Source organism: Pseudomonas sp. NGC7, from assembly GCF_047159675.1.
GTDB lineage: Bacteria > Pseudomonadota > Gammaproteobacteria > Pseudomonadales > Pseudomonadaceae > Aquipseudomonas > Aquipseudomonas kermanshahensis.
In genome coordinates this window covers 4464983-4488243 of sequence record NZ_BAAFZY010000001.1, presented here as the reverse complement: position 1 = coordinate 4488243, position 23261 = coordinate 4464983, and the positions used below count along the sequence as shown (strand labels likewise).

The window sequence follows — 23261 nt, the reverse complement described above, 5'->3', positions numbered from 1 at the left end:
CGGCCAGGGAGAACGCCGACCGACAAAGAGAGGTTCCAATGAGTAACGTTCAGCAGCAGAGACGCATTGTGGTAACCGGTACTGGCATCGTCGGGCCGCTGGGCTGTGGTGTGAATGAAGTGTGGCGCCGCCTGCTGGCCGGGCGCTCGGGCATTCGCACACCGCGAGCGACAGCGTGATGCCTACAGAGACCAGCACGCCGCTGACCGGCAAAATCGTGGCTTTACTGGCTGCGCTTTCGGCGATCAGCATTTTGTCCACCAACATCATCCTTCCTGCGTTTCCGGACATTGGCCAGCAGCTAGGCGTATCGTCCCGTGAGCTGGGCCTGACGCTTTCCAGCTTCTTCATCACCTTTGCGCTCGCGCAATTGGTGGTTGGGCCGCTGGCGGATCATTTCGGCCGCATGCGGCTCGTGCTCGGCGGTCTCTGGCTTTTCGTAGCAGGCACATTGGTCGCAGGCTTTGCCGGCTCACTGGATATGCTGATCGCCGGGCGAGTCATCCAGGCGCTGGGCGCTTGCGCTGCCGCCGTGCTGGCCCGCGCCATTGCACGCGACCTGTTCGAAGGCCAAACCCTGGCGCGAGCATTGTCGCTGACCATGATCGCCACCGCGACAGCCCCCGGTTTCTCACCGCTGCTCGGCAGCCTGCTGACAACAACGCTGGGGTGGCGAGCGATTTTCGTGATGGTTGGCGTTGCTGCTGTTGTCATCGCGTTTTTCTATGCACGTGGACTTGGCGAAACGCTGCCGCCTGAGCGTCGTACCCCACAATCGGTAACGCAGGTAGTGGTCGCCTACTGGCGGCTGATCGCTGATGAACGCTTCATCCTTCCGGGTACTGCAGTGAGCTTGCTTATGAGTGGGCTGTTCGCATCCTTCGCAGCCGCACCCGCGATCCTGATGAGCGGTATGGGTTTGTCATCCTTGCAGGCAGGGTTGTACTTCGCTGTCACAGTCTTCGTGGTATTCGCTGCCGGCATGGCCGCGCCGCCCCTGGCACGCCGTTTTGGCAGCCGCACGGTCGCTACCTTGGGTCTGACCACCGCAATGCTAGCCGGCTGCCTTCTGCTGGTCGGGCCGAGCGATCCAGGCCTTGGTTGGTACTCGCTGTCGATGGCGAGTTTTCTCTGGGGTATGGGTCTGGCCAACCCTCTGGGTACGGCCATCACCATGGGACCATTCGGCAAGCAGGCGGGGCTTGCGTCGGCATTGTTTGGCTTTATGACCATGGGTGCTGCAGCGATCACAACTTGGCTGGTATCGATTCTGCAGTACCCGCCTGTGTCGAGCTTAGGCGTTATTCAGACGTCGGTTTGCTTAGTGGCGCTGTTATTGTTCTTTTCGGGTAACCACATCGAAAGACAGACTACGGGACCCTGAGTCTCAATAAAAAAATCCAGTTGCGTGCTGCAGACTGCTTTGGGCCGATAGTCAACCTGGGCCAACGGCAGCTTTGGGTCGTTAGCTGTCGGTCCCGATGGGCGAAACCAGTTTTTTACCCATTCAGTGCATCCAGTCCGGCCGTTGGCGGGTATTGCTTATGGGCGGCCTGTGACTGCCCAGCCAAATGACCTGTCAGGAGCACTACCCATGAGCCTCAAACCCTCCGTCTGCCTGCTCGCCTGCTGCCTCGCCCTGGCGCTGCAACCCGCTCACGCCCAAACCGCGCTGCCAGATGCGGTCAAGGTCCCCGATGGTCATCGCGTCTTGCTCGAGACCGTCGGCGTCGGCGAGATCACCTACGAGTGCCGCGATAAGGCCAACACCCCCGGCCAGACCGAATGGACATTCGTAGGCCCCAAGGCCGCGCTCAATGACCGTGCCGGCAGACAGGTGGGCGACTACTTCGGCCCACCCGCCACATGGCAGGCCAAGGACGGATCAAAAGTCACCGGCACCCAGGTGGCGGTGGCACCTGCAGACAAGGGCGCTATACCTTATCAACTGGTCAAGGCCAACCTGGCCGAAGGCAAAGGCGCCATGCAGGGCGTCAGCTACATCCAGCGCCTGGCCACCCGCGGCGGCGTGGCGCCGGCAAGCGACTGTACGGCGCAGAACAAAGGTGCTAGGCAGGTCGTCAAGTACCAGGCCGACTATGTGTTCTGGACAGCCAAGTAAGGCGCACTTGAGCATACGCCTTAAAATCGTTCATCTATGCTCGTTGGCAAGCCCCCGGCTGGATGGCCGGGGTACCTTGCATGACACAAGGAAGCTGCACACGTTGAACTCGCCTGTCGCCCCCTTCGACTTCCACCGCTGCCTGGAGGCCTGCGCACAGGGTGACCGGCGTGCCCTGCAGGCGCTTTACGACCACGAAGGCGCGCGCCTGCTGGGCGTTGCCCGGCGCATTGCGCGTGACGACGCCAGCGCAGAAGACATTGTCCACGATGCCTTTATCCGTATCTGGACCCGCTCCGCCAGCTTCGACCCCGCACGCGGCTCTGCGCGCGGCTGGATCTACAGCATCACCCGACACCTGGCACTGAATTCGATCCGCGATTCACGCCGTGAAACCGTGCTGGACGAAGCCGATATGGATACGACGCCCACATTGCAGGGGGGATTCGATGACGTTGACCTCTGGTCAGGGTCGGCGAAGATCTACCGTTGCCTTGAAAAACTGCAGCCTGCACCACAGCGTTGCATCCTGCACGCCTATGTGGACGGCTGCAGCCACGCCGAAATCGCCGGGCTGCTGGGGGCGCCATTGGGCACCGTCAAAGCCTGGATCAAGCGCAGCCTCAAGGCATTGCGGGAGTGCCTGGAATGAAGCCGGATACTGCCGAGGAACTGGACAGCCTCGCCGGCGAGTTCGTGCTGGGAACCCTGTCGCCACAGCAACACGCCTCAGTGACCGAGCGCCTGGTCAGCGACTCGGCTTTGCGCGCCGCAGTGAATGCCTGGGAAGCACGTTTGCTGGAGCTGACTGCGCTGGCTGCGCCGCAACCACCAAGCGCCCGCCTGTGGGGCCGCATCCAGCGCAGCCTTAATGAACTGGCCGCACCTGCCGCACAACAGCGAGTTAAATGGTGGCGACGCCTCGGCCTGTGGCAAGGGCTGAGTGCTGCGGGGCTGGCTGCAAGTGCGGTCCTGGCGTTTACATTGCTTACTGCGCCCCCTCCGACCACCCAATTCGTGGTGGTATTGGTGGCGCCGAACAGCCAAACCGCCGGCTGGGTGGTGCAGACCAGCGATAGCCGCATGATAGAGCTGATCCCGCTTGGCCAGGATGCTGTCCCCGAAGGCATGGCCCTTCAGTTCTGGACCAAGGGCGAACAGTGGCAAGCACCGGTTTCACTGGGCCTGGTCAAACCCGGGGAGCCCTATCGTGTTCCGCTACAGAGCCTGCCACCGCTAGAGGCCAACCAATTGTTCGAACTGACACTGGAGAAATCTGGCGGTTCGCCTACCGGGCTGCCTACGGGGCCGGTGAAGTTCATTGGCCGCGCGGTAAAAGTGATTTGACCAAAAAGGTTTGCAACCGTTGACCGCTTTGGGTCGGTAGCTGCCATTCGTGCAATACGACCCTATACGGAGGCAACCTGCTCTGATTCTGGCCATCCCCCATAGAAGTACATGTCGCCCCGCTTCTCGCCTCACCACCTCCGGCAATTCCACGATTGAATCCAAGGCCTGAGCAATTAGACGGCCACCTGCCTTTGAGCATGTGAAGCGTCGCATGCCGTGCTGACAGTGTTCGCCCAGAGCATGATGGGAACCGTTGAACCCGCCTAACCTGCCTCCCTTTCAAAGGCGTAATCCTTGAAAACTAACCACCCGATTCCATGGGAGCGCTGTACATGCCTATCGACTTCAGACCCGCTCAAGCCTCAGACGCACAAGATATTGCACGCTTCTTTCAACTGACATCGGAGGGCATGGCCGATTACATATGGAGCAAGCTTGCCGCATCAGGACAAGCATTGCTGAGTGTCGGTACGTCTCGCTATGCCAGGGAACAGGGCGACTTTTCCTATAAGAACTGCCTGATGGCCATTTTCGAAGGGCGCGTCATCGGCATGATGCATAGCTATGCCTTGCGCGAGACCCCAGACAGGCCTGTCGAGACAGACCCGGTTCTCGCGCCTTATGCCGACATGGAAATACCCGACACCTTATACATATCCAGCCTGGCCCTGGATGAGGCCTGGCGCAGCCAAGGGCTGGGTGTCCAGTTTCTTCGCCATGCTCAGCAACGCGCTGAGGACTCTGGCCTGGATGGGCTATGCCTGATCGATTATGCAGAAAACCACGGTGCACGCCGCTTCTACGAACGTCACGGTTTTCACATTGTTAAAACCTGCCAGATCGTTCCGCACCCGATGCTGAGCGTAACCGGTGAAGCCTATTTGATGTATCGCCCTACCCACAACGTGCTTGAGAAAAGACCATGAACAAGAAACTGACCGTGTTCCGCCAACTGGATATCCAACCGGTGCGCGACCTTCCTTTTTTTGAAGAGGTCGTGGAAGGCAGCCCGCATACGCTGACGTCCAAGTATTATCACGATGAACAGCACGGTCGCATTTCCGGAGAATGGGAAGCCAGCACCGGAGCGTGGCGCATCGACTACAAAGTTTGGGAGTTCTGCCATGTGCTGAGTGGACGGTGCGTCATCGAGCTTGAGGGTTGCGCCCCCATCACACTGGCCGCTGGCGACACGTTCATTATCGAACCGGGCGCCAAGGGCAAATGGACCGTACTGGAAAACATGAAAAAGAACTTCGTGATCCTCTTGCCCGGGAACTAGCACCGGGTGGCGTTCATCGAGCGCAGCGCAAAGCCAGTTTGCATGCTTGCCTGCTGGCGGCGCTCGAATGTTCTTCGGCAGGCCACAACAGCTCTGTACCTCATGGCTGCGCAGTCGCGCGTATAAATAAGGCGTCAGTTGGCGCAAGCCACAATATCTGGCGCAGTGCCGGGAAATACTGGGGCTTATCGAACATGCCGAGACGCGCCTGACGGACTCCGTTAAACGGCCACAGGGGCGAGAGCGTGGTTTCGGAGCATCTGCGAGAAGGGCAGTTGGTCGAAGTGCTTGCTGACTGGCAGCCCGCCTCGGTGCCTGTGCACCTGCTATACCCGCATCAGCGCTTTCTTTCGCCAGCCGTGAGCGCATTCGCTGACTGGATCGCCGGGCTCGTTTGCGACAGCGATTCAGCCAGCATGCCAACCAATGTGCCGGCAACGGAGAGTGCGGCTGTGAATTACACTGCCACAGGTTCCTTTTCCTGATGCTTCGACGTAGCCTCTAAAACTGCGATTACACGCAAACCGCAGAAATGGCTATCGCCTTTCATCCTCCCAAAGCGGCATTTAATCCCTCGCTTGCCAGTAGAAAAAACACTATGAACGGACATACCTTGTTGCCTCCCCTTAACGCGCTCAGGGTTTTCGAGGTGGTGGCCCGTCATCTGAATTTTCGGCTGGCTGCCGACGAGCTAGGTGTCACTCAGGCCGCTGTGGCACAGCAGATACGAGGGCTTGAGACGAGCCTTGCGTTGAAGTTATTTGAACGGTTGCCTAGAGGGCTGCGCTTAACGGAACCCGGGAAGGGCTACAGCTTGGCAGTTCGTGAGGCATTCGCCTTGATCACTACGGCCACGCAAGCCCTCAAGCCTGTGGGGCAGGAGCTGACGGTCAGCGTCACGCCTACTTTTGCGGCGAAGTGGCTAATCCCTCGGCTGTCCTCGTTCTCAGTTGCGCACCCTCAGATCGATCTGCAAGTACTTGCCACTGACCGCATTTCGCAATTTCGGCCTGGTGGAGCTGACATCGCTGTCCGCTACGGACGTGCACCTTTCGAGAATATGCTCAATGCCGAGCTTTTTCTGACTGAACGTATAGTTGCGGTGGCTAGCCCGGTATTGCTTGAACAACTGGGTCGGCCAGAGAGCGTGGAAAAACTGCAGGAATACACCTTGCTGCATGACGCTCACAGTTTCTGGCCTGAGTTCATAGATCAGGCCTTCCAGAGCCCCATCCGCCAGCCCTCTAAAAATGTGCGGTTCAACCAGACAGTACTTGCGATCGAGGCTGCAGCAGCAGGACAAGGGCTGGCATTGGCCAGCTACCACTTCGTCAAAGCAGACCTAGAGGCAGGAAGGTTAGCGCTGGCAATGGCGCATCAAATGAGCTTGGACAAAGCCTATTATCTGGTCTGGCCGCGAAACGCTCACCAGCCGGCGGCCCTGGAAACCGTCCGAACGTGGCTACTTGAACAGGCGAGGCTATAGATTATCTACTGGCAGGAAGAAGGGTTGTTGTCTCTCTGAGACGTGCTGAACGGTGCTAGTCTCATTTCACCAACAACCCGTCCAGGCCTCACTTAGGGGGATGTATGTCAGTAGAAAAAGTAGCAATAGTCACTGCCGGTGGTAGCGGCATGGGAGCGGCGGCAGCTCGCAGATTGGCTGCTGACGGCTTCAAGGTCGGTATTCTCTCTTCGTCTGGCAAAGGCGAGGCCCTGGCGCAAGAGCTAGGCGGTATTGGTGTAACCGGCAGTAACCAGTCAAATGAAGACCTGCAGCGCCTAGTCGACGCAGTCATTCAGAAATGGGGCCGTATCGATGTGCTGGTTAACAGCGCCGGCCATGGTCCGCGGGCACCGATTCTTGAGATCAGCGACGAAGACTGGCACCTGGGTATGGAGACCTACCTGCTCAACGTCATTCGCCCTGCGCGGCTGGTGACCCCGTACATGCAGCGCCAGAAAGGCGGTGCAATCATCAACATTTCTACTGCATGGGCGTTCGAGCCAAGCGAACTCTTCCCCACCTCGGCAGTTTTCCGTGCCGGTTTGGCATCGTTCAGCAAAATCTATGCGGACAAGTACGCCGCTGACAACATTCGCATTAATAACGTGCTGCCTGGTTGGATCGACAGTCTCCCTGCTACCGAACAGCGTCGAGAAGGTGTGCCGCTTAAACGCTATGGCACCAGTGAGGAGATTGCCGCCACTGTCGCCTTCCTGGCGAGCGAAGGGGCGGCCTACATTACCGGCCAGAACATCAAGGTCGATGGCGGCGTTACACGCAGCGTCTGAGTGCCTCCGGGCCGCACGCGGTACGCGGCCCTTTTTCATTTTGGGCGATTGCCATGCGGTTCAAGACACACGCGCTACTAACGTAATCAGCAGCCCGAAATAGTTCACTAAGTGGAAGGGGCGGATGCTTTGCCGCCCAAGCGAATCAGCTCATTGGAGAAGCACAGGCCGACGATGATCAGTGCCGCTCCCGCGTATAGGCTTTGAGGCGGCACTTCGTTAAGCGCTACGAATGCCAGCAGCGCGGCGAACAGTGGCTCCGTGAGCTCCAGTGCCTGCACCTGGGATGGCTTCAGGTACTCGATGGCCTTGGTGGTGCAGAAGAAGCCGAGGATTGTCGGCAGCGTGGCCAGCGCCAGCAGCGCCGCGATCGCCAGCGGCGACAACTCGCCGATCGCGAAACCATCGGCGGCAGCCGGCATCAGCAGATACAGGCTGCCAAAGAACAACAATTGACGGGTGAAGTGCAGCCCTCCCGATACTCCCATACGTTTCATGGCAACCGAAAAAGCCCCATAGCCGGAGCCGGCAATGGAGGCCAGCGCAGCACCTTGCAGGCTAAAGCCCTGCTGCAGGTCGCCACCGAAGATCACCGAAATCCCAGCGATAGCCAGTGCGGCGCCTAGGGTAGCGTTCGCTGTGATCGCATCCTTGAGGAAAATGCGCCCCAGGATGATCGACGAAATTGAGGCACTGGCCATCAGCACCACTACCACACCTGCCGCAGCGTAGTGTCTATAGGCGGACGTTTCGAAATGGAACAGCACAAAGATGCCAAGGAATGCACAGATAGCCGCCTGAGCCCATTGGGTCGACACCGCAGGGCGCTTGAGGAAAAACAGTAAGATCGAAAGAAGCATGCACCCCAGCACGGTCTTGATCACAGCGACACTGCTGGCGGTGAAGCCATTATTCATGAGTACTTTGCTGAGTACACCGATCGTTGCGTTCAGTGCTGCAGCGGAAAGTGCAAATATGACGCCTTTGCCGAAAGTTGATTGCATTGCTGGCGATCCCTGTCGCTGAGTTGTCGTTCGATAGAGCTCCGCCAGTATCGACGGCATAATTGTTGAGGAGGGGAAGTCAGGTACCTAGCCTTTGGCGATGCAATAGGAATTGACGAACGCTGCCGTGTGCTGCAAAGACTGACGGATATCGGGTTTGGCTATTTCGTGCCGTTTTGCAAATTGCTCGACCGCCGTTGTATCAAAACGTGTGGTCTGGATAAAGTCCAAGGCTTCGGGTTTTGTGTGCAAGAACGACGCGACGGGGGGAATAGCCAGTAGCAGCTTCAGCAATCGGAGGGGAATGTGATGCTTGGGAGACGTTAAGCCCAACGGTTGTGCAACCTGCATCAGGAGTTCTCGCAAGTTTGGAGTGTGGTCATCAAGTGCCAGCAATTCCTGGCCCACCATGGCAGGGTCAAACGCACAAACTGCTACCAGCTCCGCCAGATAATCGACGGTGACCAGTGGCAGCCAGTGCTTGGCGGTACCGGGTACAGCAGTGAGCTTTCCCTGCACAAGGTTGCGTATCAGCGCCACCAGTGGTTGCCCCTCAAGAATATGCCCCGTGCGGCTGTGGCCACAGACCGTTGCAGGGTGGACAACGGTAATCTCCCCACCTTTGGCAGACATGAGCGCCAGGGTTGCAAAATGCGCCTCCAGCTTGCTTCCCTCGTAACCCCCCACACGTCGATAGACGGCAGACCAATTCGTCAACTCCGGACGACGAGGATCAATTCCGATGCGTTGCAGATGTTCCTGATTTTTCAGCATGTAGCCGCCGATCATGACTAAACGGCTTTTTTGCTCTGCCGCCAGAAGCGCCACGCGCTTTGCCCCTTCCACATTTACCGCACGAGAATGCTCCACTGACAGCCCCCATGCGAAGTGGGCGCCTAGATGGAATATGACACTGGCGTGCCTTAGCACTTCACGGTCAGCAGGAGTCAGCCCCAGGTTGTCCCGTTCCAAATCGCCCGCTACGGCAAACACCCGGCTGGCACACCCTCCCAAATTAGCGACTTGCTCGCGAAGTGCAGCCAATTGCTCTGGGCGACGCATCAACACCCTGATGGTGTGACCTTTTGCACTCAGGTTCGCCACCAAATGCTGGCCAACAAAGCCAGTCCCGCCTGTGACAAAGCACTCCACGCTCATTTCCCTGTTCCTTGTTCGAGGTGAGAAACAAAGCGTAAACTATCGACCCAACTCTAAGGTCAAGCGGTATTGTCATGAAAATCGGCGAACTCGAGGCGCGCAGCGGCGCCAGCCGCCATACGCTGCGTTACTACGAGCAACTTGGCCTGATCTCACCGCTGCGGCAAACCAACAACTATCGCGTTTACACCGAGCAAACGCTGCACGATCTGGACTTTATCCAGCGTGCGCAAAGCATGGGGTTTTCCCTTGGGGAAATTGGCGAGATTCTGGATGCGCAGCGGAACCAGCTGATTGACTGTGCTGACGGCGCCATGCTCATTGAAAAAAAGATGGCAGAGATCAAGCAGAAGATCGCCAACCTACAAAGCATTTATCGGTACCTGGATGAAGAGCGTGCAAACCTTGAGGCCAGTGCTGCCAAGCAACTTGAGCTTCAGCAACTGAACAACGCTGCACACTGAACTGTCAGCCCGGGAAACGGAAACTGCAGCCCACGTCGCTCGTGAACGACCGCAATGGGTCGTAAGCAGACGGTCATGACTGGCCGCAATCGACCCAAGGCGTACACTGATCCAACGCTCTGCTGTCAGTGCAGGCCTCATCGCCGGCAAGCCGGCTCCCACCGGAATATCACCAGCCTTCAGGCATGCGCTGTACCTGTGGGAGCCGCGCTTGCCGGCGATGGGGCGCGAAGCGGCCCCGGTTACAGATGTTGATTAGGCTAATAAGAAGAGCTTATGCGCCATGATGGTAAATCATTAGATCTGATGGCGGGGACGGTTTAAAACTCCCTGCATTGATCACCTTCACTGCGGAGACAGCTACATTGGCATGCACACTGAAGTCGCTCGTCCACACCCTCCATACCCTGTGCTCGGCATGGGGCAGCTACACCATGAGAAACTTTCAGCGTTAGTAGCCGTGGAGGCCAGCAATGTCATTTGTCGCTCCTGTTCTTGACCCCCAACTGGCTGAGATTGCACCAGGTTTCCGAGCGCTGAGTATCAGCGTGGAAGCTTCGCAGATCGAACACCCCCAGGTTTCTACAGACGCGCTTGAGAAGGCTTGTGAGTCGTTGGTCGCTGACACCCCGGTTTGGGCTAAGAGCCACTTGGCTGCATGGGCCAATGCATTCAGGCTGTTCGGCGCTAAACCACAGCGCACCCCGTGCTCAGCCGAAGCATTGCGCAAGCGAGTTCTGCGAGAAGGGAGCCTTCCCAGCATCGATCCCATTGTCGATTTGTACAACGCAATCAGCATCAAGTACGCCATACCCGTTGGCGGAGAAAATTTTGATGCCTACATAGGTGGCCCACGTTTAACCATCGCCGATGGCACTGAGCTGTTTGACACAACCAAAGATGGCAGTGCGGCAAACGAGTCGCCAGAAAAAGGCGAAGTCATTTGGCGCGATGATCACGGTGTGACTTGCCGACGCTGGAACTGGCGTCAGGGCACCCGCACCCGGCTTGATTCGAACACGAAGCGGATGTGGTTCATTCTGGAGAGCCTTCCTGAAATGCCCATAGAGGCCCTCAGGGCTGCTGGGGATGAACTGAGCAGCGGACTTCAGCAGATGATGCCGGAGGCAAAAATTGCATCCCAATTGATTGAGTTTTACTGACCGGAGAAGCGTAATGGGCATCCGATGCTCAAGCCCCACTGCTGGGTACATTCGTGCCCATACCTTCAGGTAAATAGGGGCGTATCTCTTCTATTTCGGCGTGGCTAAGACGAATTCTGCAGGCGTCTATCAATCCATTCACCTGGTCGGGGCGGCGTGCGCCTACGATAGCGCCGGAAACTGCCCGGTGACGCAATACCCAAGCGATGGCTACGGCCGCCGCTTTGACCCCATGCCTGGCACCGATATTTGCCATGACTTCTACCAACGCGAGGTTTTTGCTCAGGCGAGGTTCCTGGAAGTCGGCGCTCCGCGATTTTCGCCAATCATCGTCGGGCAGCTGCGCAATCCGCTCGCGGGTCATGCTTCCCGTCAGTAAACCAGATTGCAACGTCGAGTAGGCAATCACGCCCACCTGCGCTGTTGCACAATACGGCAGGATCTGGTCTTCGACATCACGCATCAAAGCTGAATACGGCGGTTGAAGGGAGGCGATATCGGTTACGGAGCGGGCTCGCTCAAGCTGGGAAACATCGAAGTTTGATACACCAATCGCCCTTATCTTGCCTTGAGTCTTGGCTTGGGCCAAGGTCGCCAAAGCCTCCTCGATGCCTTCGCTGTTTCCATCTGCCGGGAACGCTGGCCAGTGAATCTGATAGAGATCGATGACACTCACCTGTAAGCGACGCAGGCTATCTTCGATTTCTTTCATCAATGACTGGGGGGCGAGCGAATGAGAGATCTCACGGGTTGTGCGGTCCCACACCAGGCTACCTTTGGTGAATACTAGCGGGCGACGCGAAGCTGGCACCTGACGCAGCAATTGCCCAGTCAATATCTCGGCATGACCGAGCCCATATACCGCTGCTGTGTCGATCCAGTTCACGCCGCGTTCTACCGCATACTCCAATGCTGCCAGGCTATCGCCATCATCTTGCGCCCCCCAGCTGAACGCCCATCCTTGTCCTGCAATGGCCCACGTGCCCATTCCAATTGGCGAAATCAACAACTCGGATGTCCCTAGTCGATTCTTTTGCATGCAAACCTCTCGTCGATTGAGGCGCAGAGTATTCATTGAGAGGTTGCCGACGATAAGATAGCTAATCGTGTTTGAACTGCTGAGCTGTATTCATGAAATCCCCTTGCGACCTTTCCGAACTCGACGCCTTCGCCGCCGTAGCTCGCCATCACAGCTTTCGCAAAGCCGCCGACGAGCGAGGGGTATCTGCGTCAGCTCTGAGCCACGCCATGCGTGCCTTGGAAAGCAAGCTGGGGGTCAGGCTCCTTAATCGCACCACGCGCAGCGTCACGCCTACCGAAGCGGGTAATCAACTGCTCGCCACGTTGGTCCCTGCCTTGACGGAGGTCGCCAACGCGTTGCATGAATTGACCTTCAAACAGGAAGTCCCCACCGGCACGCTGCGATTGAACGTATCGCGGCCCGCTGCCCGTCTTGTTATTGCGCCACTGCTGGCGCGATTCACGGCAGCCTACCCACGCATCAACGTAGAGCTGGTGGCCGATGATGGGTTGAGCGACATCGTCGGCAAAGGGTTCGATGCCGGCGTGCGCTTCGGCGAGAGCCTGGCGGGTGACATGATCGCCGTCCCGGTGGGCCCACCCCAGGGGTTTGTCACCGTTGCTGCCCCCAGTTACCTCAGTAGGCACGGGACACCGGACACACCGCAAAGGCTACTTGAGCACGCCTGCATTGGCCGACGCTTTCCCAGCGGCAAACTGTACAAGTGGGAATATCTTGCCGAGGGGCAGCCTATGCGCCTGGCCGTGGCAGGGCCGTTAATACTGGAAGATGACACCATGATGATTCAAGCGGCGAAAGACGGCGCCGGGATCGCGTACGTGTATGAGGAGATGGCAAGGGAATACTTGGCTCGGGGGCAATTGGAGGAAGTGCTGGAAGACTGGAGAGCCTTGCCAAGCAGGTTTTTCATCTACTACTCAAGCCGGCGTCACGTACCGCCAGCGCTAAAAGCGCTGATCGAGTTTGTGCGTGAGACGCAGCATCGTTGAATAAATGACGTGTCAAAGTGAAGGAAATCATACGAATCGATGATCTGCAGGCGCCTAGGTTCGAATAGCGGGGCAGGGGGCCCCGCATCTGCTTCTAGCTTATTCGAGTACCGACTGACGTGCGTGCCGAAGCGGCACTGCAGACCCTTCGTCCTCATCAATGCGTTGGCGCCTGGGTAAGGCGTACCAGCGCGAATGGCTGATCAGCGGTTCAGGTGCTGGTTGGGATACCGTTGGCATCGTGCGTGAAGTGGGCAGTGATGTGTCACTGTTCAACGTGGGTGACGAAGTATTTTACGCCGGCGCAATCGATCAAACGCCGTAACGCGGTGCGAGTGTGTTGCTGGAAAGATGCCCGAACAGCGCTTTGCGGCTGCTTTCGTAGCGCTCGAAATGCTGCAGGTCGTGCATGGAAGGGATGGAGATCAGGACGCTGTTGTCGAAGTCTTGAAGGGCGCCATCCACCAGGTCGCTGGCTGACATCACGATGTTGGGATCAAGGTTTTCGACAGGCAGCCCCCCGATCTCCCAGAAGTCGGTCGCTGTGGCGCCTGGCAGCACCGCTTGAACCCTGACGCCATGTTCTGCCAGCTCCTTGTGCAGCGACTGAGTGAAGGCCGTTACGTAGGCTTTGCTTGCGCCGTACACACCATTCAGTAATTCGGGGGCCAGGCTGACGATGGAGGAAATATTGATGACTGCGCCCTGTTTGCGAGCGACGAAGCCCGGAGCAGCGGCGTAGGTGAGCCGTGTCAGTGCGGTGACGTTGAGCGTGATCATCTCGGCCATGCGCTCGACATCGCTTTCCATCAAGCTGGTGTGGGTGCCGATGCCGGCGTTATTAACCAACAGGTTGATGCTGGCGTCCTCGCGCAATTTGCGCTCGACGCGGGCCAAGTCCGCTGAGCTGGCCAGGTCCGCCTGGAAGACTTCCACACTCTGCTGGGTCTCGTTGGTGATACGGCTGGCGAGGGCATTGAGGCGATCACGATTGCGGGCGACCAGAACCAGGTCGTAGCCACGTTGAGCCAGGCGTTCGGCGTAGATCGCGCCGATGCCGGAAGATGCGCCTGTGATCAGGGCAGTGCCTTTGTATTCCTGAGTCATGGTCCAGCTCCGTTGATTGGGTGTGGAGCCATGATGCAGAGAAATTGATATGTCTTAAACGACGCATATAGTCATGATTTAAGACATAAAGAAAGTGCGTTCGGGAGCGTCTTCGCGCAGGCCCAGTGCTTGGGCGCACGCAAACTAGGCTTTGTAGGAGTAGTTGTGTGGGAGCGGGCTTGCCCCGCGAATGGGGCTACGCGGTGCATGGCACCGGCTTCGCCGGTGTTCGCGGGGCAAGCCCGCTCCCACGTAATGCGTCAGAACACCGACCACCCGATACGTGAACTCAACAACTCGAGCGCTGCCATGCCCGCGTAGGAGTTGCCCGCAGCATTCAGCTCCGGCGACCACACGCATACGGTAAATTGGCCCGGCACGATTGCTACAATCCCGCCACCCACGCCACTCTTGCCTGGCAACCCAACGCGGTAGGCGAAATTCCCGGCTTCGTCATACAACCCGCTGGTGGCCATGATCGAGTTCACCTGCTGGGTCTGGCGTCGGCTCAGGATTTGCTCGCCGCTGTGCTTGCAGAACCCGTCGTTGGCCAAAAAGCAGAAGGCGCGGGCCAGATCGAGGCAGCTCATCTGCAGCGCGCAATAACTGAAGTAACTGCGTAACACCGTCTCGACGTCGTTATGGAAGTTGCCAAAGGACTGCATGAGGTAAGCCATGGCCGCGTTGCGCGCGCGGAATTGATACTCCGAATCCGCGACGCGGGTATCGATCGCAATATGGGGGTTGGCCGAGAGCCGTCGCACGAAATCGCGCATCGACAACGTGGGGGCTGCGAAGCGCGATTGGTTGATATCACAGATGACCAACGCACCGGCGTTGATAAAGGGATTGCGCGGGCGCCCGCGCTCGAACTCCAGCTGCACCAGCGAGTTGAATGGCTGGCCTGACGGCTCATGCCCAAGCCGCTCCCAAATGGCTTCACCGGAATGGCCAATTGCCTGGACCAGGCTGAATACCTTGGAAATGCTCTGCACCGAGAATGGCACCAGGGCGTCACCCGCGCAGTGATAACTGCCATCGTTGCCATAGACTGCAATACCCAATTGCTGCGCTGGCACGTCGGCCAGCGCAGGAATGTAGTCAGCCACTTTGCCCTTGCCGATCAAGGGGCGCACTTCGTCGAGAATCTCGTTCAACAGCGTTTGCATGGAAGGCCCTGTTATCACTCCCCATTCGACAGCGAGGGGTAGCGTTTCAGACGCAGGCTCAGCAGCAAAAATCACACACTCGGCGCGCAGCGGCCCCTTATTTCAGGCCATGGGGCTGCTCAGAAATCGTATCGGGTATTCAACATCACGTTGCGTGGCTCGCCGTAATAGCCGCTGTAGAAGGTGGTATCCAACGCACTGATGTATTTCTTGTCGAACAGGTTGTTGATGTTGAGCGTCGTGGAAAGTTGGTCGGTCAGTTGATAGCGGGCCATCAGGTTGACCACGGTGAACTGCGATTGCTTGGCTTTGACCGTGCCCAATGCGGTGCTTGGCGTGACGGTGATGTGGGTGCCGCTCTGCCAGTTGGCACCGCCGCCGACGGTCAGGCGGTCGAAGTCGCCCGGTAGCCGGTAGGTGCTCCACAGCTTCACCATGTTGGCCGGGGCTTCGGTGTTCAAGCGCTCGCCATCGCGGTCCTTGGTGATGCCGTGGTTATAGCTGGCCGAGACGTTCCAGCCGGGCATCAACTCGCCGTTGGCCTCGACTTCAAAGCCACGGGTGGTGGCGCCGCTCACGGCTTTGTACGCGGCAGTCATACCATCATTGTTGACGGTCTTGCCTTCGTCGAGCACGGCGAGGTTGTCCTGCTTGACCTCGAAGGCGGCGATGCTGGTATTCAGGCGACCGTCGAAGAACTCACTCTTCAGGCCCACCTCGTAGTTGTCGCCTTCACGCGGCTCGAGGGTCGAGCCGTCGGCATCACGCAGGCTCTGTGGTTTGTAGATGCTGGTCCAGCTGGCATACACCGAGTGGATGTCGTTGAGGTCATAGACCACACCGGCGTAAGGGGTGACAACGCCGTTTTCCTTGTAGTCGGTCGTGCGGTTGCTGAGGGGCGTCGCCGGGTAGGTCAGGTCGTAGTCGTAGTCGTACTTGCTGACTCGCGCACCCAGGATAACCGACAGGTCATCGGTCGGGCGCAGGCGGGTGGCAATGTAGGTGCCGGTCTGGTGAATGACGGTGTCGCCATCATAGAGCTTGCCGCCACCCATTACCGGTTTGTCTGTATAGTTGTCCCAGTCGTAGACGTTGACGAAGGTGCCTTCGATGCGGGTACCCCGGGTCGGTGTATGGCGGTTTTCGTAACGTGAGTAGTTATAGCCGACGATCAACTCATGCTGGCGGCCGAACAGCTGGAACGGGCCTTGGGCTTGCACATCCAGGCCGGTCTGTTTCTGCCAGGTGCTGCCTGCGCCACCATACAGGCGTACACCTGCACCAGTGCTCTCGTCGGGGAAGCCCCAACTGGCGGTGGCCAGTTTGTAGTCGTCACGCTTGATATACATCTGGTTGACCGACGCCTTTAGGGTCCAGTCATACGCCAGTTTCTGCTCGAGGCTTGCGAAGGTGTTGAGGGCATCTTGCGGGTTATGGCTCCAGCGAGCGGCGCTGTTGGTGGAGCGCGAGAACGACGTTTGCTCGCCATTGCTGTGGAACAGCGGGAACGCCACCGAAGACGAGCCTTGCGGGTTGTTTTTCTGGTAGTCGGCACCCACCGTCAGCAACGTGGTGTCGGTCAGGTCGGCTTCCAGGACCCCGTAGAAAATCTGCTTTTCCTGGGAATAATGGTCCATGAAGCTGTTGTTCTGCTGGTAAGCCGCGACCATCCGCCCACGCACGTTACCGGAGGGCGTCAACGGGCCGGACAGGTCGACTTCGCTACGGTACTTGTCCCACGAACCCACGCCAGCCGTGATGTGGCCCTTGAACTCGGCCGTAGGGCGTTTGCGCACGAGGTTGATCGTGGCCGATGGGTCGCCCGCGCCAGTCATTAGCCCAGTGGCACCGCGCAGCACTTCGACACGGTCGTAGATGGCCATGTCGGCCAGGCTCTGCGCCGACATCTGGGTGGCGATATCCAGCGTGGTGGGGATGCCGTCGAACTGGTAGTTATCGACCGAGTAGCCACGCGAATAAATGTTGAAACGCTCACTGCCAAGGCTCTGCACCGACAACCCCGGAGTCTGTTGCAACACCTCGGTGATGTCGTTCAGCCCCTGGTCATCCATACGCTGACGGGTAACCACGCTGATCGACTGCGGCGTTTCGCGAAGGGTCAACGGCAGTTTGGTGGCCGTGCTGCTCTGGCCTGTGGTGTACGAGCCAGTGCCCTCGGTGGTGGCCCCCAGGCCTGTGGCGTTGATGCTGGTGGCGCCCAGTTCCAAGGCAGCGCCGCGCTCGGCCTTGGCCAGCACGTACCGTTTGTTCCCCGCCTGTACGAGCCGCAGGCCGCTGCCCTGGAGCAAGCGGGCAAACCCCTGGTGCAGCTCGAAATCCCCCTGCAGGCCTGGTGAGCCGAGGCCCGCGGTATCTTCTGCGCTGAAAGTGATCATGACCCCGCTGGCGGCAGCGAATTGGCTGAGGGCCTCTGCCAGGCTGCCAGCCGGGATGTCATAGCGCTGTGCTTGCGCCCAGGCAGCGGGTAGCACCAGCAGCGAGCCGGCCAGGCTTAGGGTGAGCGCTGCGCGGTGGATACCGCAGGCGAGTCGGGAGGGGGGTACGAACATGAACAACTTCCTGTTGGGGTTGGCAGTGGCTGCGTTTTTTACGCATGTGCAGCTAGAGCCGAAGCAGAAATCGAAATCTGTTACCCCTCACGCGAAAAAGTTTTGCTTCATGCCGCACCCGCCTCGATCCGCACCCAGTAACGGGTCAGGCGCCGGATGTGCACGGGCAGGGAGTCCTGCAGATTGGCCAGCACCGCCTCGCTGTCATCCAGCAGGAAGGTGCCGGACAGCCGCAAACCGGCGACCTCGGGCGTGCAACCGAGGTAGCCGGGGCGGTAGCGTGAAAGCTCGGCGAGCACGTCGTCCAGGCGCCAGTCGACCACCACCAGCATGCCCCGCGCCCAGGCTGAACTTTGCGCGGCGGCGGGGTGCAGTGGCCCGATTCGGTCTGCGGTAAAGGTCAGGGTTTGCCCAGCTTCGGCACGCATCACCTGTGCCTGCGCCAGCCGTGGCCGGACCTCCACGGCGTGCGCCTCGACCGTTACCCGGGTGCTGCCGTGCCCCTGGCGCACGGCAAAGCGCGTGCCGAGGGCGAGGATTCGGCCCTCCGCCGACTGCACACTCAGCGGGCGCGCATCCTTGGCCGTCTCCACCAGAATTTCGCCCTGCTTCAGCACGATCAGCCGTTGCTGGCCATCGAAATGCAGGTTCACTTGGGTGTCGGTGTCCAGCACCAAGCGGCTGCCGTCAGCCAGCGTCAGGTGGCGGCGTTGCCCCACGCGCGTGGCGTAGTCCGCCTGCCAAGGGGAAAGCTGATAACCCTGCCAACCGACCACGCCGACCCCGAGCAACAGCGCCAGCATCTTCACCGCCGCACGGCGCTGTTGCCGGGCTTGTTCAAGGGTCGCCGCACCCACCGCCGCAGGGGCTTGGGCCAAGCGCTGCTGCAAGTGTTCAAGCCGGGCCCAGGCTTGTGCGTGCTGCGGGTCTGCCGCCAGCCAGGCTTGCCACTGGCTGTGGGTGGCAGGGCTGACCGTGCTTTCGTTAAGGCGCACATACCAGTCCACCGCCTGGGCCAGGGCGCGCTTCATGCCTCGTCCAGCAGCAGGCAATGCATCAGGCCGCGGGCCAGGTGCTTGCGCACGGTGCTCACCGATACCCCACAGCGTTCAGCGGCTTTCTCGTAGGACAGCCCATCCAGTTGCACCGCCAGGAAAATCTGCCGGGTACGCGTGCCCAGGCCATCGAGCAGGCGATCGATGGCCAGCAGGCTATCCAGGATCTGTGCACGGGTTTCTGCCGAAGGGGCATACGCTTCGGGGCGCAGTTGCAAGGCTTCGAGGTAGGCCTGTTCCAGGCTGCGCCGCCGGTACAAATCGATGACCAGGCCACGGGCGATGGTCGCCAGGTAATGCCGCGGCTCCTTCAGGCTGCTGGCGGTGCGGGCCAGCAGCACGCGCACAAAGGTATCCTGGGCCAGGTCCGCAGCATCCGCTGAGTTGTTCAGCCGATGGCGCAGCCAGCTACGCAACCACACGTTGTGGTCGCGGTACAGCACATGCAGATGCTCATGAGGTACTGCGTCGGGGGGCATTGTGGACATTCCCTCTCCCAGCCGGCGGAGGATGCAAATACGAAACACTCTCGATTGTAGAGGGATTGGCCAAGGCTGGGAAGAACACAGAGGGAGGAACTTAAATCTACGCGTTGGCGTATTCGTTGCGGACGATTTCAGCGCCTGCAGTCAACGCACTCAATTTCCCCCTGGCAACGTGGCGTGGTAACGGCGCCATGCCGCAGTTGGTGCACGGGTAGAGCTTGTCGATGTCGACGAACTGAAGGGCCTTGCGCAGGGTATTGGCAACTTCCTCGGGGGTTTCAATGGTATGGGTTGCCACATCAATGGCGCCAACCATCACCTTTTTACCGCGAATCAGTTCAATGAGATCCATCGGCACGCGGGAGTTGTGGCATTCCAGCGAGACGATGTCGATGCTGGATTTTTGCAGCTTGGGGAAGGCTTCTTCATACTGCCGCCACTCTGACCCGAGGGTTTTTTTCCAGTCGGTGTTGGCCTTGATGCCATACCCGTAGCAGATATGCACAGCCGTTTCGCATTTAAGCCCTTCAATGGCCCTCTCCAGGGTGGCCACCCCCCAGTCGTTCACCTCATCAAAGAAGACGTTGAATGCGGGCTCATCGAACTGGATGATGTCGATCCCAGCAGCTTCCAACTCCTTGGCCTCCTGGTTGAGAATTTTGGCAAATTCCCAGGCCAGCTTTTCACGGCTTTTATAGTGGCTGTCGTACAGCGTATCAATCATGGTCATGGGGCCTGGCAGTGCCCATTTGATGGGTTGCTTGGTTTGCTGACGCAAGAACTTGGCATCCTCGACAAACACCGGTTTCTGGCGAGCCACAGCCCCCACCACCGTCGGCACGCTGGCGTCATAGCGATCGCGAATTCTAACGGTTTCACGCTTCTCGAAATCGACACCGCTGAGGTGCTCAATAAACGTCGTGACAAAGTGCTGTCGCGTTTGCTCACCATCGCTGACAATGTCAATGCCTGCAACTTGCTGTTCGTGCAATGACAAACGCAAGGCATCGTGTTTGCCCTCGATCAGGGCCTCATCATGCAGCTTCCAAGGCGACCAAAGTGTCTCAGGTTGTGCGAGCCAGGACGGTTTAGGCAAACTGCCGGCGGTTGAAGTGGGTAACAGCTTTTTCATAGTAAAAGACCTTGAACGTGGGAAGCGTCAATGAGCGTAATTGGCGGACCACTGCTCAAGTACGGCGTGGTAGGGTTTGATGAAGTGCTCTTCGGCGAACCGACCTTGTTCAATCGCCAGTCGGCTGCGCTCTTCGCGATCATAGACAATGCGCGTCAATGAATAGTCCTGGTGCTGCAAGCTGGGCTGATAGGACCTTCCAGCGACCGCGTTCGCGTTGTAAATCTCGGGGCGGTAAATCTTCTGGAAGGTGTCCATCGTGCTGATGGTGCTGATGAGTTCAAGGTTGGTGTAATCACCCAGCAGGTCGCCGTTGAAGTAAAAAGCCAGCGGCGCAACGCTGTTTGGCGGCATGAAGTAGCGAACCTTCAAGCCCATTTTCTTGAAGTACTCATCCGTCAGCGAATACGCGTCTTGCTGGTACTCGACCCCCAGTACAGGGTGCTGGTTTTCAGTGCGCTGATAGGTTTTGCTGCTCGAAACGCTCAGGCAAATAACCGGTGGCTTGTTGAAATGCGCTTTGTAGGCCGCTGAGTTCACGAAGCACTGGAACAGTTTTCCATGCAGGTCGCCGAAATCCTCTGGCGTGCTGAAGGTGGGCCGGCCTTTGTTGTGGGCCAGCAAGCGCACGCTGAAATCATAATCGCGCACGTAGGACGAGAAGTTATTGCCGACAATGCCATCGATACGCGTGTTGGTTTTTTTATCAATGACGGTCGTTTTAAGTAGTTCGATCAGCGGCAGGGCCGGGTCACCGCTTTCAGCATCGAGGTTCATCTCAACAGAAATGATCTCCAGCGCTACCGTGTAACGATCGCCGGTGGGGTTGTCCCAATGCGCCAGTGCATTGAAGTGATTGTCGATCATCTTCAAGGTGTTGCGTAAATTCGCTTGGCGGCTGGAGCCTCTCGCCAGGTTGGCAAAGTTGGTGGTGATGCGTGTGTTGTTCGAGGGCTGGTAGTGCTCATCGAAACAGACGCTCTTGATAGCAAAAGCAAGCGTGTTGTTCATGTTGTGCGGTGCCTTAATCCCTTAATTGTTCAGTGCACCAGAGCTTCCGATGCGTTTACGCAGTGTGGGCTTCGCCAGGTAGCCCGCGAGCCGGCGCAAAAAACGATAGGGGGATTTTCAGGCGTGAAGGATTATGAGGCAATCTCATTGTTTTTAAGGTGAACGTTATTTTTCCTCATGATTGAGGGCGCCTGCGACGCACCGCCGTCGCCCTATGGCCGCTGCGTCTGCTGCCTGCCCAAAAAGACCTGTATACGAGTGCGGCACACAAAGGCGCAAGCTGCCAAAGGCCGTTGGCAGCTTGCGCCCCTATCAGCAGGGTTGAACCGCCAATCGGTTACTCACGTTACGCCCCAGCACCAGCACCGTCGCAAAACCACAACCCACCAGTGCCGTGGCCAAGCTCAGCAATACTGCGGTGCCCAACTGGTCGACGATCTGCCCACCGAAGAACGAGCCCAAGGCAATGATCACCTGGAACATAGCGACGAACAGTGGCATGCCGCGTTCGACATCTTTGGGTGCTACGACAAACATCCAGATACTGGCGCACGCCGGGAAGGCGCCGAAGGCGAAGCCCCACAGTGCGATCAGCATCGCCGCGCCGGTCATGCCGGTGGCAAAGTAGGGGAACAGCGCGGTGCTGACGCCTATCATCAGGGCGACCAGCATCAGGGTATGACGCACGCTTCGGTTGGCGGCGAAGCCGGCGAATATATTGCCGATGACGCCCGCGACGCCATAGAGCAGCAGCAGCGAACCAATGGTCGGCCCATCGAAGCCAGCGCTTTGCTTGAAGAAGGGCGCGACATAGGTGTAGGCGGCAAAGTGCGCCAGGCCAATCAGCAATACCGCGATCAAGCCAACCCGCGCCTGCGGATTGATGAACAGGGCCGGCAGGTCACTGATGCGAATGGCCTTGTCCGGGTTAAGCCGCGGCAGCAGCAGGATCTGCGCCAGCAGCACCGGCACGCCCACCAACGCGGTCACCAGAAACGTCATGCGCCAGCCCATCAGGCCACTCAACCAGGTGCCCACGGGCACACCCAGGACAGTGGCTAGTGTCACACCGACCATGATGATCGACGTGGCCTGCGCAACGCCCACACCCTTGGGCGCCAGGCGGCCGCTGAGGGCAATGGCCGTCGCCCAGAAGCCGCCGATGCTGATGCCCAGCAGCACACGGCCGAACAGCAGCAGGTTGAAGTCGCTGGCGTAGGCCACCACCGCGTTGGCGATGATCATGATCAGCGTCAGGCCGATCAGCAGGTAACGACGGTCCAAGGCGCCAATGCCTACAGACAACAAGGGGGCGGCGAGGGCGGCCATGATGCCGGGCAGGGTAACCATCAGCCCGGCCTGGCCGGCACTGATGCCCAGGTCGCTGGCGACATCGTTGAGTACGCCGACCGGGAGAAACTCGCTGGTCACCAGGGCAAAGGCACCCACCGCGACCGATAGAATCGCCAGCCACTGCTGTTTGACGCTTTGTTGATTATGTTCGGGAAGGCCGCTAGGGGCCTGGCTGTCGCTTGGCATGGTGCTGGGTTCCAAGGGGGAAGTCGCCTGAAAGACGAAGAGGAGGGGGAAATTGGAGGCGATTATACGGGTGGGGGTGGGCAACTACACAGGCGCGCGGCTTGATAGTAGTCATCAGTGAGATCGATGAAAGGCGCTGTGCAGAGCGGCGGCGGCTGGCTGATGAGGGGCGATGGGGGCCGGATATGCATTGGCGACCGTTTTCGACCCATGGTGGACAGTCAGTGGCTCAAAGTGGTCTGTACATAGGAAACCCATGATTGGCTTTTTCCTGACCTTGTTGTGGATGTAGCCTCGGTCTCTCAACGCTGCGTGCAATGGATC

Annotated in this window: 23 protein-coding genes and 2 pseudogenes; 14 read left to right on the top strand and 11 right to left on the bottom strand. The window is 58.7% G+C overall.

Annotated elements, in window-relative coordinates; genetic code table 11:
• Window positions 1-38 precede the first annotated feature (38 nt).
• From ACMCNM_RS20195 to ACMCNM_RS20150, 10 genes and pseudogenes are all read left to right on the top strand, one after another.
• A pseudogene (locus tag ACMCNM_RS20195) lies at window positions 39-158 on the top strand (beta-ketoacyl synthase N-terminal-like domain-containing protein); the annotation flags it as partial.
• A gap of 20 nt (window positions 159-178) precedes the next feature.
• Entirely contained in the window at window positions 179-1384 is a 1206-nt protein-coding gene (locus tag ACMCNM_RS20190) for a Bcr/CflA family efflux MFS transporter (protein ID WP_412765264.1), read from the top strand.
• 210 nt (window positions 1385-1594) lie between these two features.
• Window positions 1595-2122 (top strand): DUF3455 domain-containing protein, encoded by a 528-nt coding sequence (locus ACMCNM_RS20185; protein ID WP_412765263.1) that lies wholly within the window; start codon window positions 1595-1597, stop codon window positions 2120-2122.
• Between the two features lie 103 nt (window positions 2123-2225).
• A complete protein-coding gene (locus ACMCNM_RS20180) occupies window positions 2226-2774 on the top strand; it encodes a sigma-70 family RNA polymerase sigma factor (RefSeq protein WP_186680641.1) in 549 nt (182 codons plus the stop codon).
• Window positions 2771-3469 (top strand): anti-sigma factor domain-containing protein, encoded by a 699-nt coding sequence (locus tag ACMCNM_RS20175; RefSeq protein ID WP_186680644.1) that lies wholly within the window; start codon window positions 2771-2773, stop codon window positions 3467-3469. Before ACMCNM_RS20180 ends, ACMCNM_RS20175 begins: the two co-directional genes overlap by 4 nt.
• A gap of 335 nt (window positions 3470-3804) precedes the next feature.
• On the top strand, window positions 3805-4398 hold the full coding sequence (locus ACMCNM_RS20170) for an N-acetyltransferase family protein (protein ID WP_412765262.1): 594 nt from the start codon (window positions 3805-3807) through the stop codon (window positions 4396-4398).
• Window positions 4395-4754: a cupin domain-containing protein gene (locus ACMCNM_RS20165; protein ID WP_412765261.1), complete on the top strand. Its 360-nt coding sequence runs from the start codon at window positions 4395-4397 to the stop codon at window positions 4752-4754. Before ACMCNM_RS20170 ends, ACMCNM_RS20165 begins: the two co-directional genes overlap by 4 nt.
• A gap of 245 nt (window positions 4755-4999) precedes the next feature.
• Window positions 5000-5239 (top strand): LysR substrate-binding domain-containing protein, encoded by a 240-nt coding sequence (locus tag ACMCNM_RS20160; protein WP_412765260.1) that lies wholly within the window; start codon window positions 5000-5002, stop codon window positions 5237-5239.
• A 113-nt stretch (window positions 5240-5352) separates the two neighbouring features.
• Entirely contained in the window at window positions 5353-6240 is an 888-nt protein-coding gene (locus ACMCNM_RS20155) for a LysR substrate-binding domain-containing protein (protein WP_412765943.1), read from the top strand.
• A 104-nt stretch (window positions 6241-6344) separates the two neighbouring features.
• Window positions 6345-7049: an SDR family oxidoreductase gene (locus tag ACMCNM_RS20150; protein ID WP_412765259.1), complete on the top strand. Its 705-nt coding sequence runs from the start codon at window positions 6345-6347 to the stop codon at window positions 7047-7049.
• 107 nt (window positions 7050-7156) lie between these two features.
• Here ACMCNM_RS20150 and ACMCNM_RS20145 read toward each other — a convergent pair whose 3' ends face one another.
• Together ACMCNM_RS20145 and ACMCNM_RS20140 are read right to left on the bottom strand one after the other, a co-directional pair.
• Window positions 7157-8053: a DMT family transporter gene (locus ACMCNM_RS20145; RefSeq protein ID WP_412765942.1), complete on the bottom strand. Its 897-nt coding sequence runs from the start codon at window positions 8051-8053 to the stop codon at window positions 7157-7159.
• Between the two features lie 87 nt (window positions 8054-8140).
• Window positions 8141-9211, bottom strand: coding sequence for an SDR family oxidoreductase (locus tag ACMCNM_RS20140; protein ID WP_412765258.1), 1071 nt, complete (start codon window positions 9209-9211; stop codon window positions 8141-8143).
• 74 nt (window positions 9212-9285) lie between these two features.
• Here ACMCNM_RS20140 and ACMCNM_RS20135 point away from each other — a divergent pair, with 74 nt between their 5' ends.
• Together ACMCNM_RS20135 and ACMCNM_RS20130 are read left to right on the top strand one after the other, a co-directional pair.
• The gene (locus ACMCNM_RS20135; RefSeq protein ID WP_412765257.1) at window positions 9286-9675 is read left to right on the top strand and encodes a MerR family transcriptional regulator; all 390 of its coding nucleotides are present in this window, start codon (window positions 9286-9288) and stop codon (window positions 9673-9675) included.
• 473 nt (window positions 9676-10148) lie between these two features.
• Window positions 10149-10838 carry a B3/4 domain-containing protein gene (locus ACMCNM_RS20130; protein ID WP_186703429.1) on the top strand — a complete coding sequence of 230 codons (690 nt, stop codon included), beginning with the start codon at window positions 10149-10151 and terminating at the stop codon, window positions 10836-10838.
• Between the two features lie 28 nt (window positions 10839-10866).
• On the opposite strand, the gene ACMCNM_RS20125 is transcribed toward ACMCNM_RS20130, so the two are convergent.
• On the bottom strand, window positions 10867-11877 hold the full coding sequence (locus ACMCNM_RS20125; protein WP_412765256.1) for an aldo/keto reductase: 1011 nt from the start codon (window positions 11875-11877) through the stop codon (window positions 10867-10869).
• Window positions 11878-11969: 92 nt separating this feature from the next.
• Here ACMCNM_RS20125 and ACMCNM_RS20120 point away from each other — a divergent pair, with 92 nt between their 5' ends.
• Window positions 11970-12869 (top strand): LysR family transcriptional regulator, encoded by a 900-nt coding sequence (locus ACMCNM_RS20120; RefSeq protein ID WP_186680663.1) that lies wholly within the window; start codon window positions 11970-11972, stop codon window positions 12867-12869.
• Between the two features lie 220 nt (window positions 12870-13089).
• Window positions 13090-13185 (top strand): annotated as a pseudogene (locus ACMCNM_RS20115) (alcohol dehydrogenase catalytic domain-containing protein); the annotation flags it as partial.
• On the opposite strand, the gene ACMCNM_RS20110 reads toward ACMCNM_RS20115, so the two are convergent.
• From ACMCNM_RS20110 to ACMCNM_RS20075, 8 genes are all read right to left on the bottom strand, one after another.
• Entirely contained in the window at window positions 13182-13976 is a 795-nt protein-coding gene (locus tag ACMCNM_RS20110) for an SDR family NAD(P)-dependent oxidoreductase (protein ID WP_265969497.1), read from the bottom strand. The pseudogene ACMCNM_RS20115 and the gene ACMCNM_RS20110 overlap by 4 nt on opposite strands.
• Window positions 13977-14236: 260 nt before the next feature.
• On the bottom strand, window positions 14237-15145 hold the full coding sequence (gene glsB, locus ACMCNM_RS20105; protein WP_027596305.1) for a glutaminase B: 909 nt from the start codon (window positions 15143-15145) through the stop codon (window positions 14237-14239).
• 119 nt (window positions 15146-15264) lie between these two features.
• Window positions 15265-17715, bottom strand: a complete 2451-nt coding sequence (locus ACMCNM_RS20100) for a TonB-dependent siderophore receptor (protein WP_412765255.1) — start codon at window positions 17713-17715, stop codon at window positions 15265-15267.
• 107 nt (window positions 17716-17822) lie between these two features.
• The gene (locus ACMCNM_RS20095) at window positions 17823-18746 is read right to left on the bottom strand and encodes a FecR domain-containing protein (RefSeq protein WP_027596307.1); all 924 of its coding nucleotides are present in this window, start codon (window positions 18744-18746) and stop codon (window positions 17823-17825) included.
• On the bottom strand, window positions 18743-19258 hold the full coding sequence (locus tag ACMCNM_RS20090) for a sigma-70 family RNA polymerase sigma factor (RefSeq protein ID WP_050580784.1): 516 nt from the start codon (window positions 19256-19258) through the stop codon (window positions 18743-18745). Before ACMCNM_RS20090 ends, ACMCNM_RS20095 begins: the two co-directional genes overlap by 4 nt.
• 97 nt (window positions 19259-19355) lie before the next feature.
• Window positions 19356-20387, bottom strand: coding sequence for a methionine synthase (locus tag ACMCNM_RS20085; protein ID WP_412765254.1), 1032 nt, complete (start codon window positions 20385-20387; stop codon window positions 19356-19358).
• Between the two features lie 27 nt (window positions 20388-20414).
• Window positions 20415-21398, bottom strand: coding sequence for a DUF1852 domain-containing protein (locus ACMCNM_RS20080; protein ID WP_412765253.1), 984 nt, complete (start codon window positions 21396-21398; stop codon window positions 20415-20417).
• Between the two features lie 312 nt (window positions 21399-21710).
• Window positions 21711-22937 carry an MFS transporter gene (locus ACMCNM_RS20075; protein WP_027596311.1) on the bottom strand — a complete coding sequence of 409 codons (1227 nt, stop codon included), beginning with the start codon at window positions 22935-22937 and terminating at the stop codon, window positions 21711-21713.
• Window positions 22938-23261: the final 324 nt, after the last annotated feature.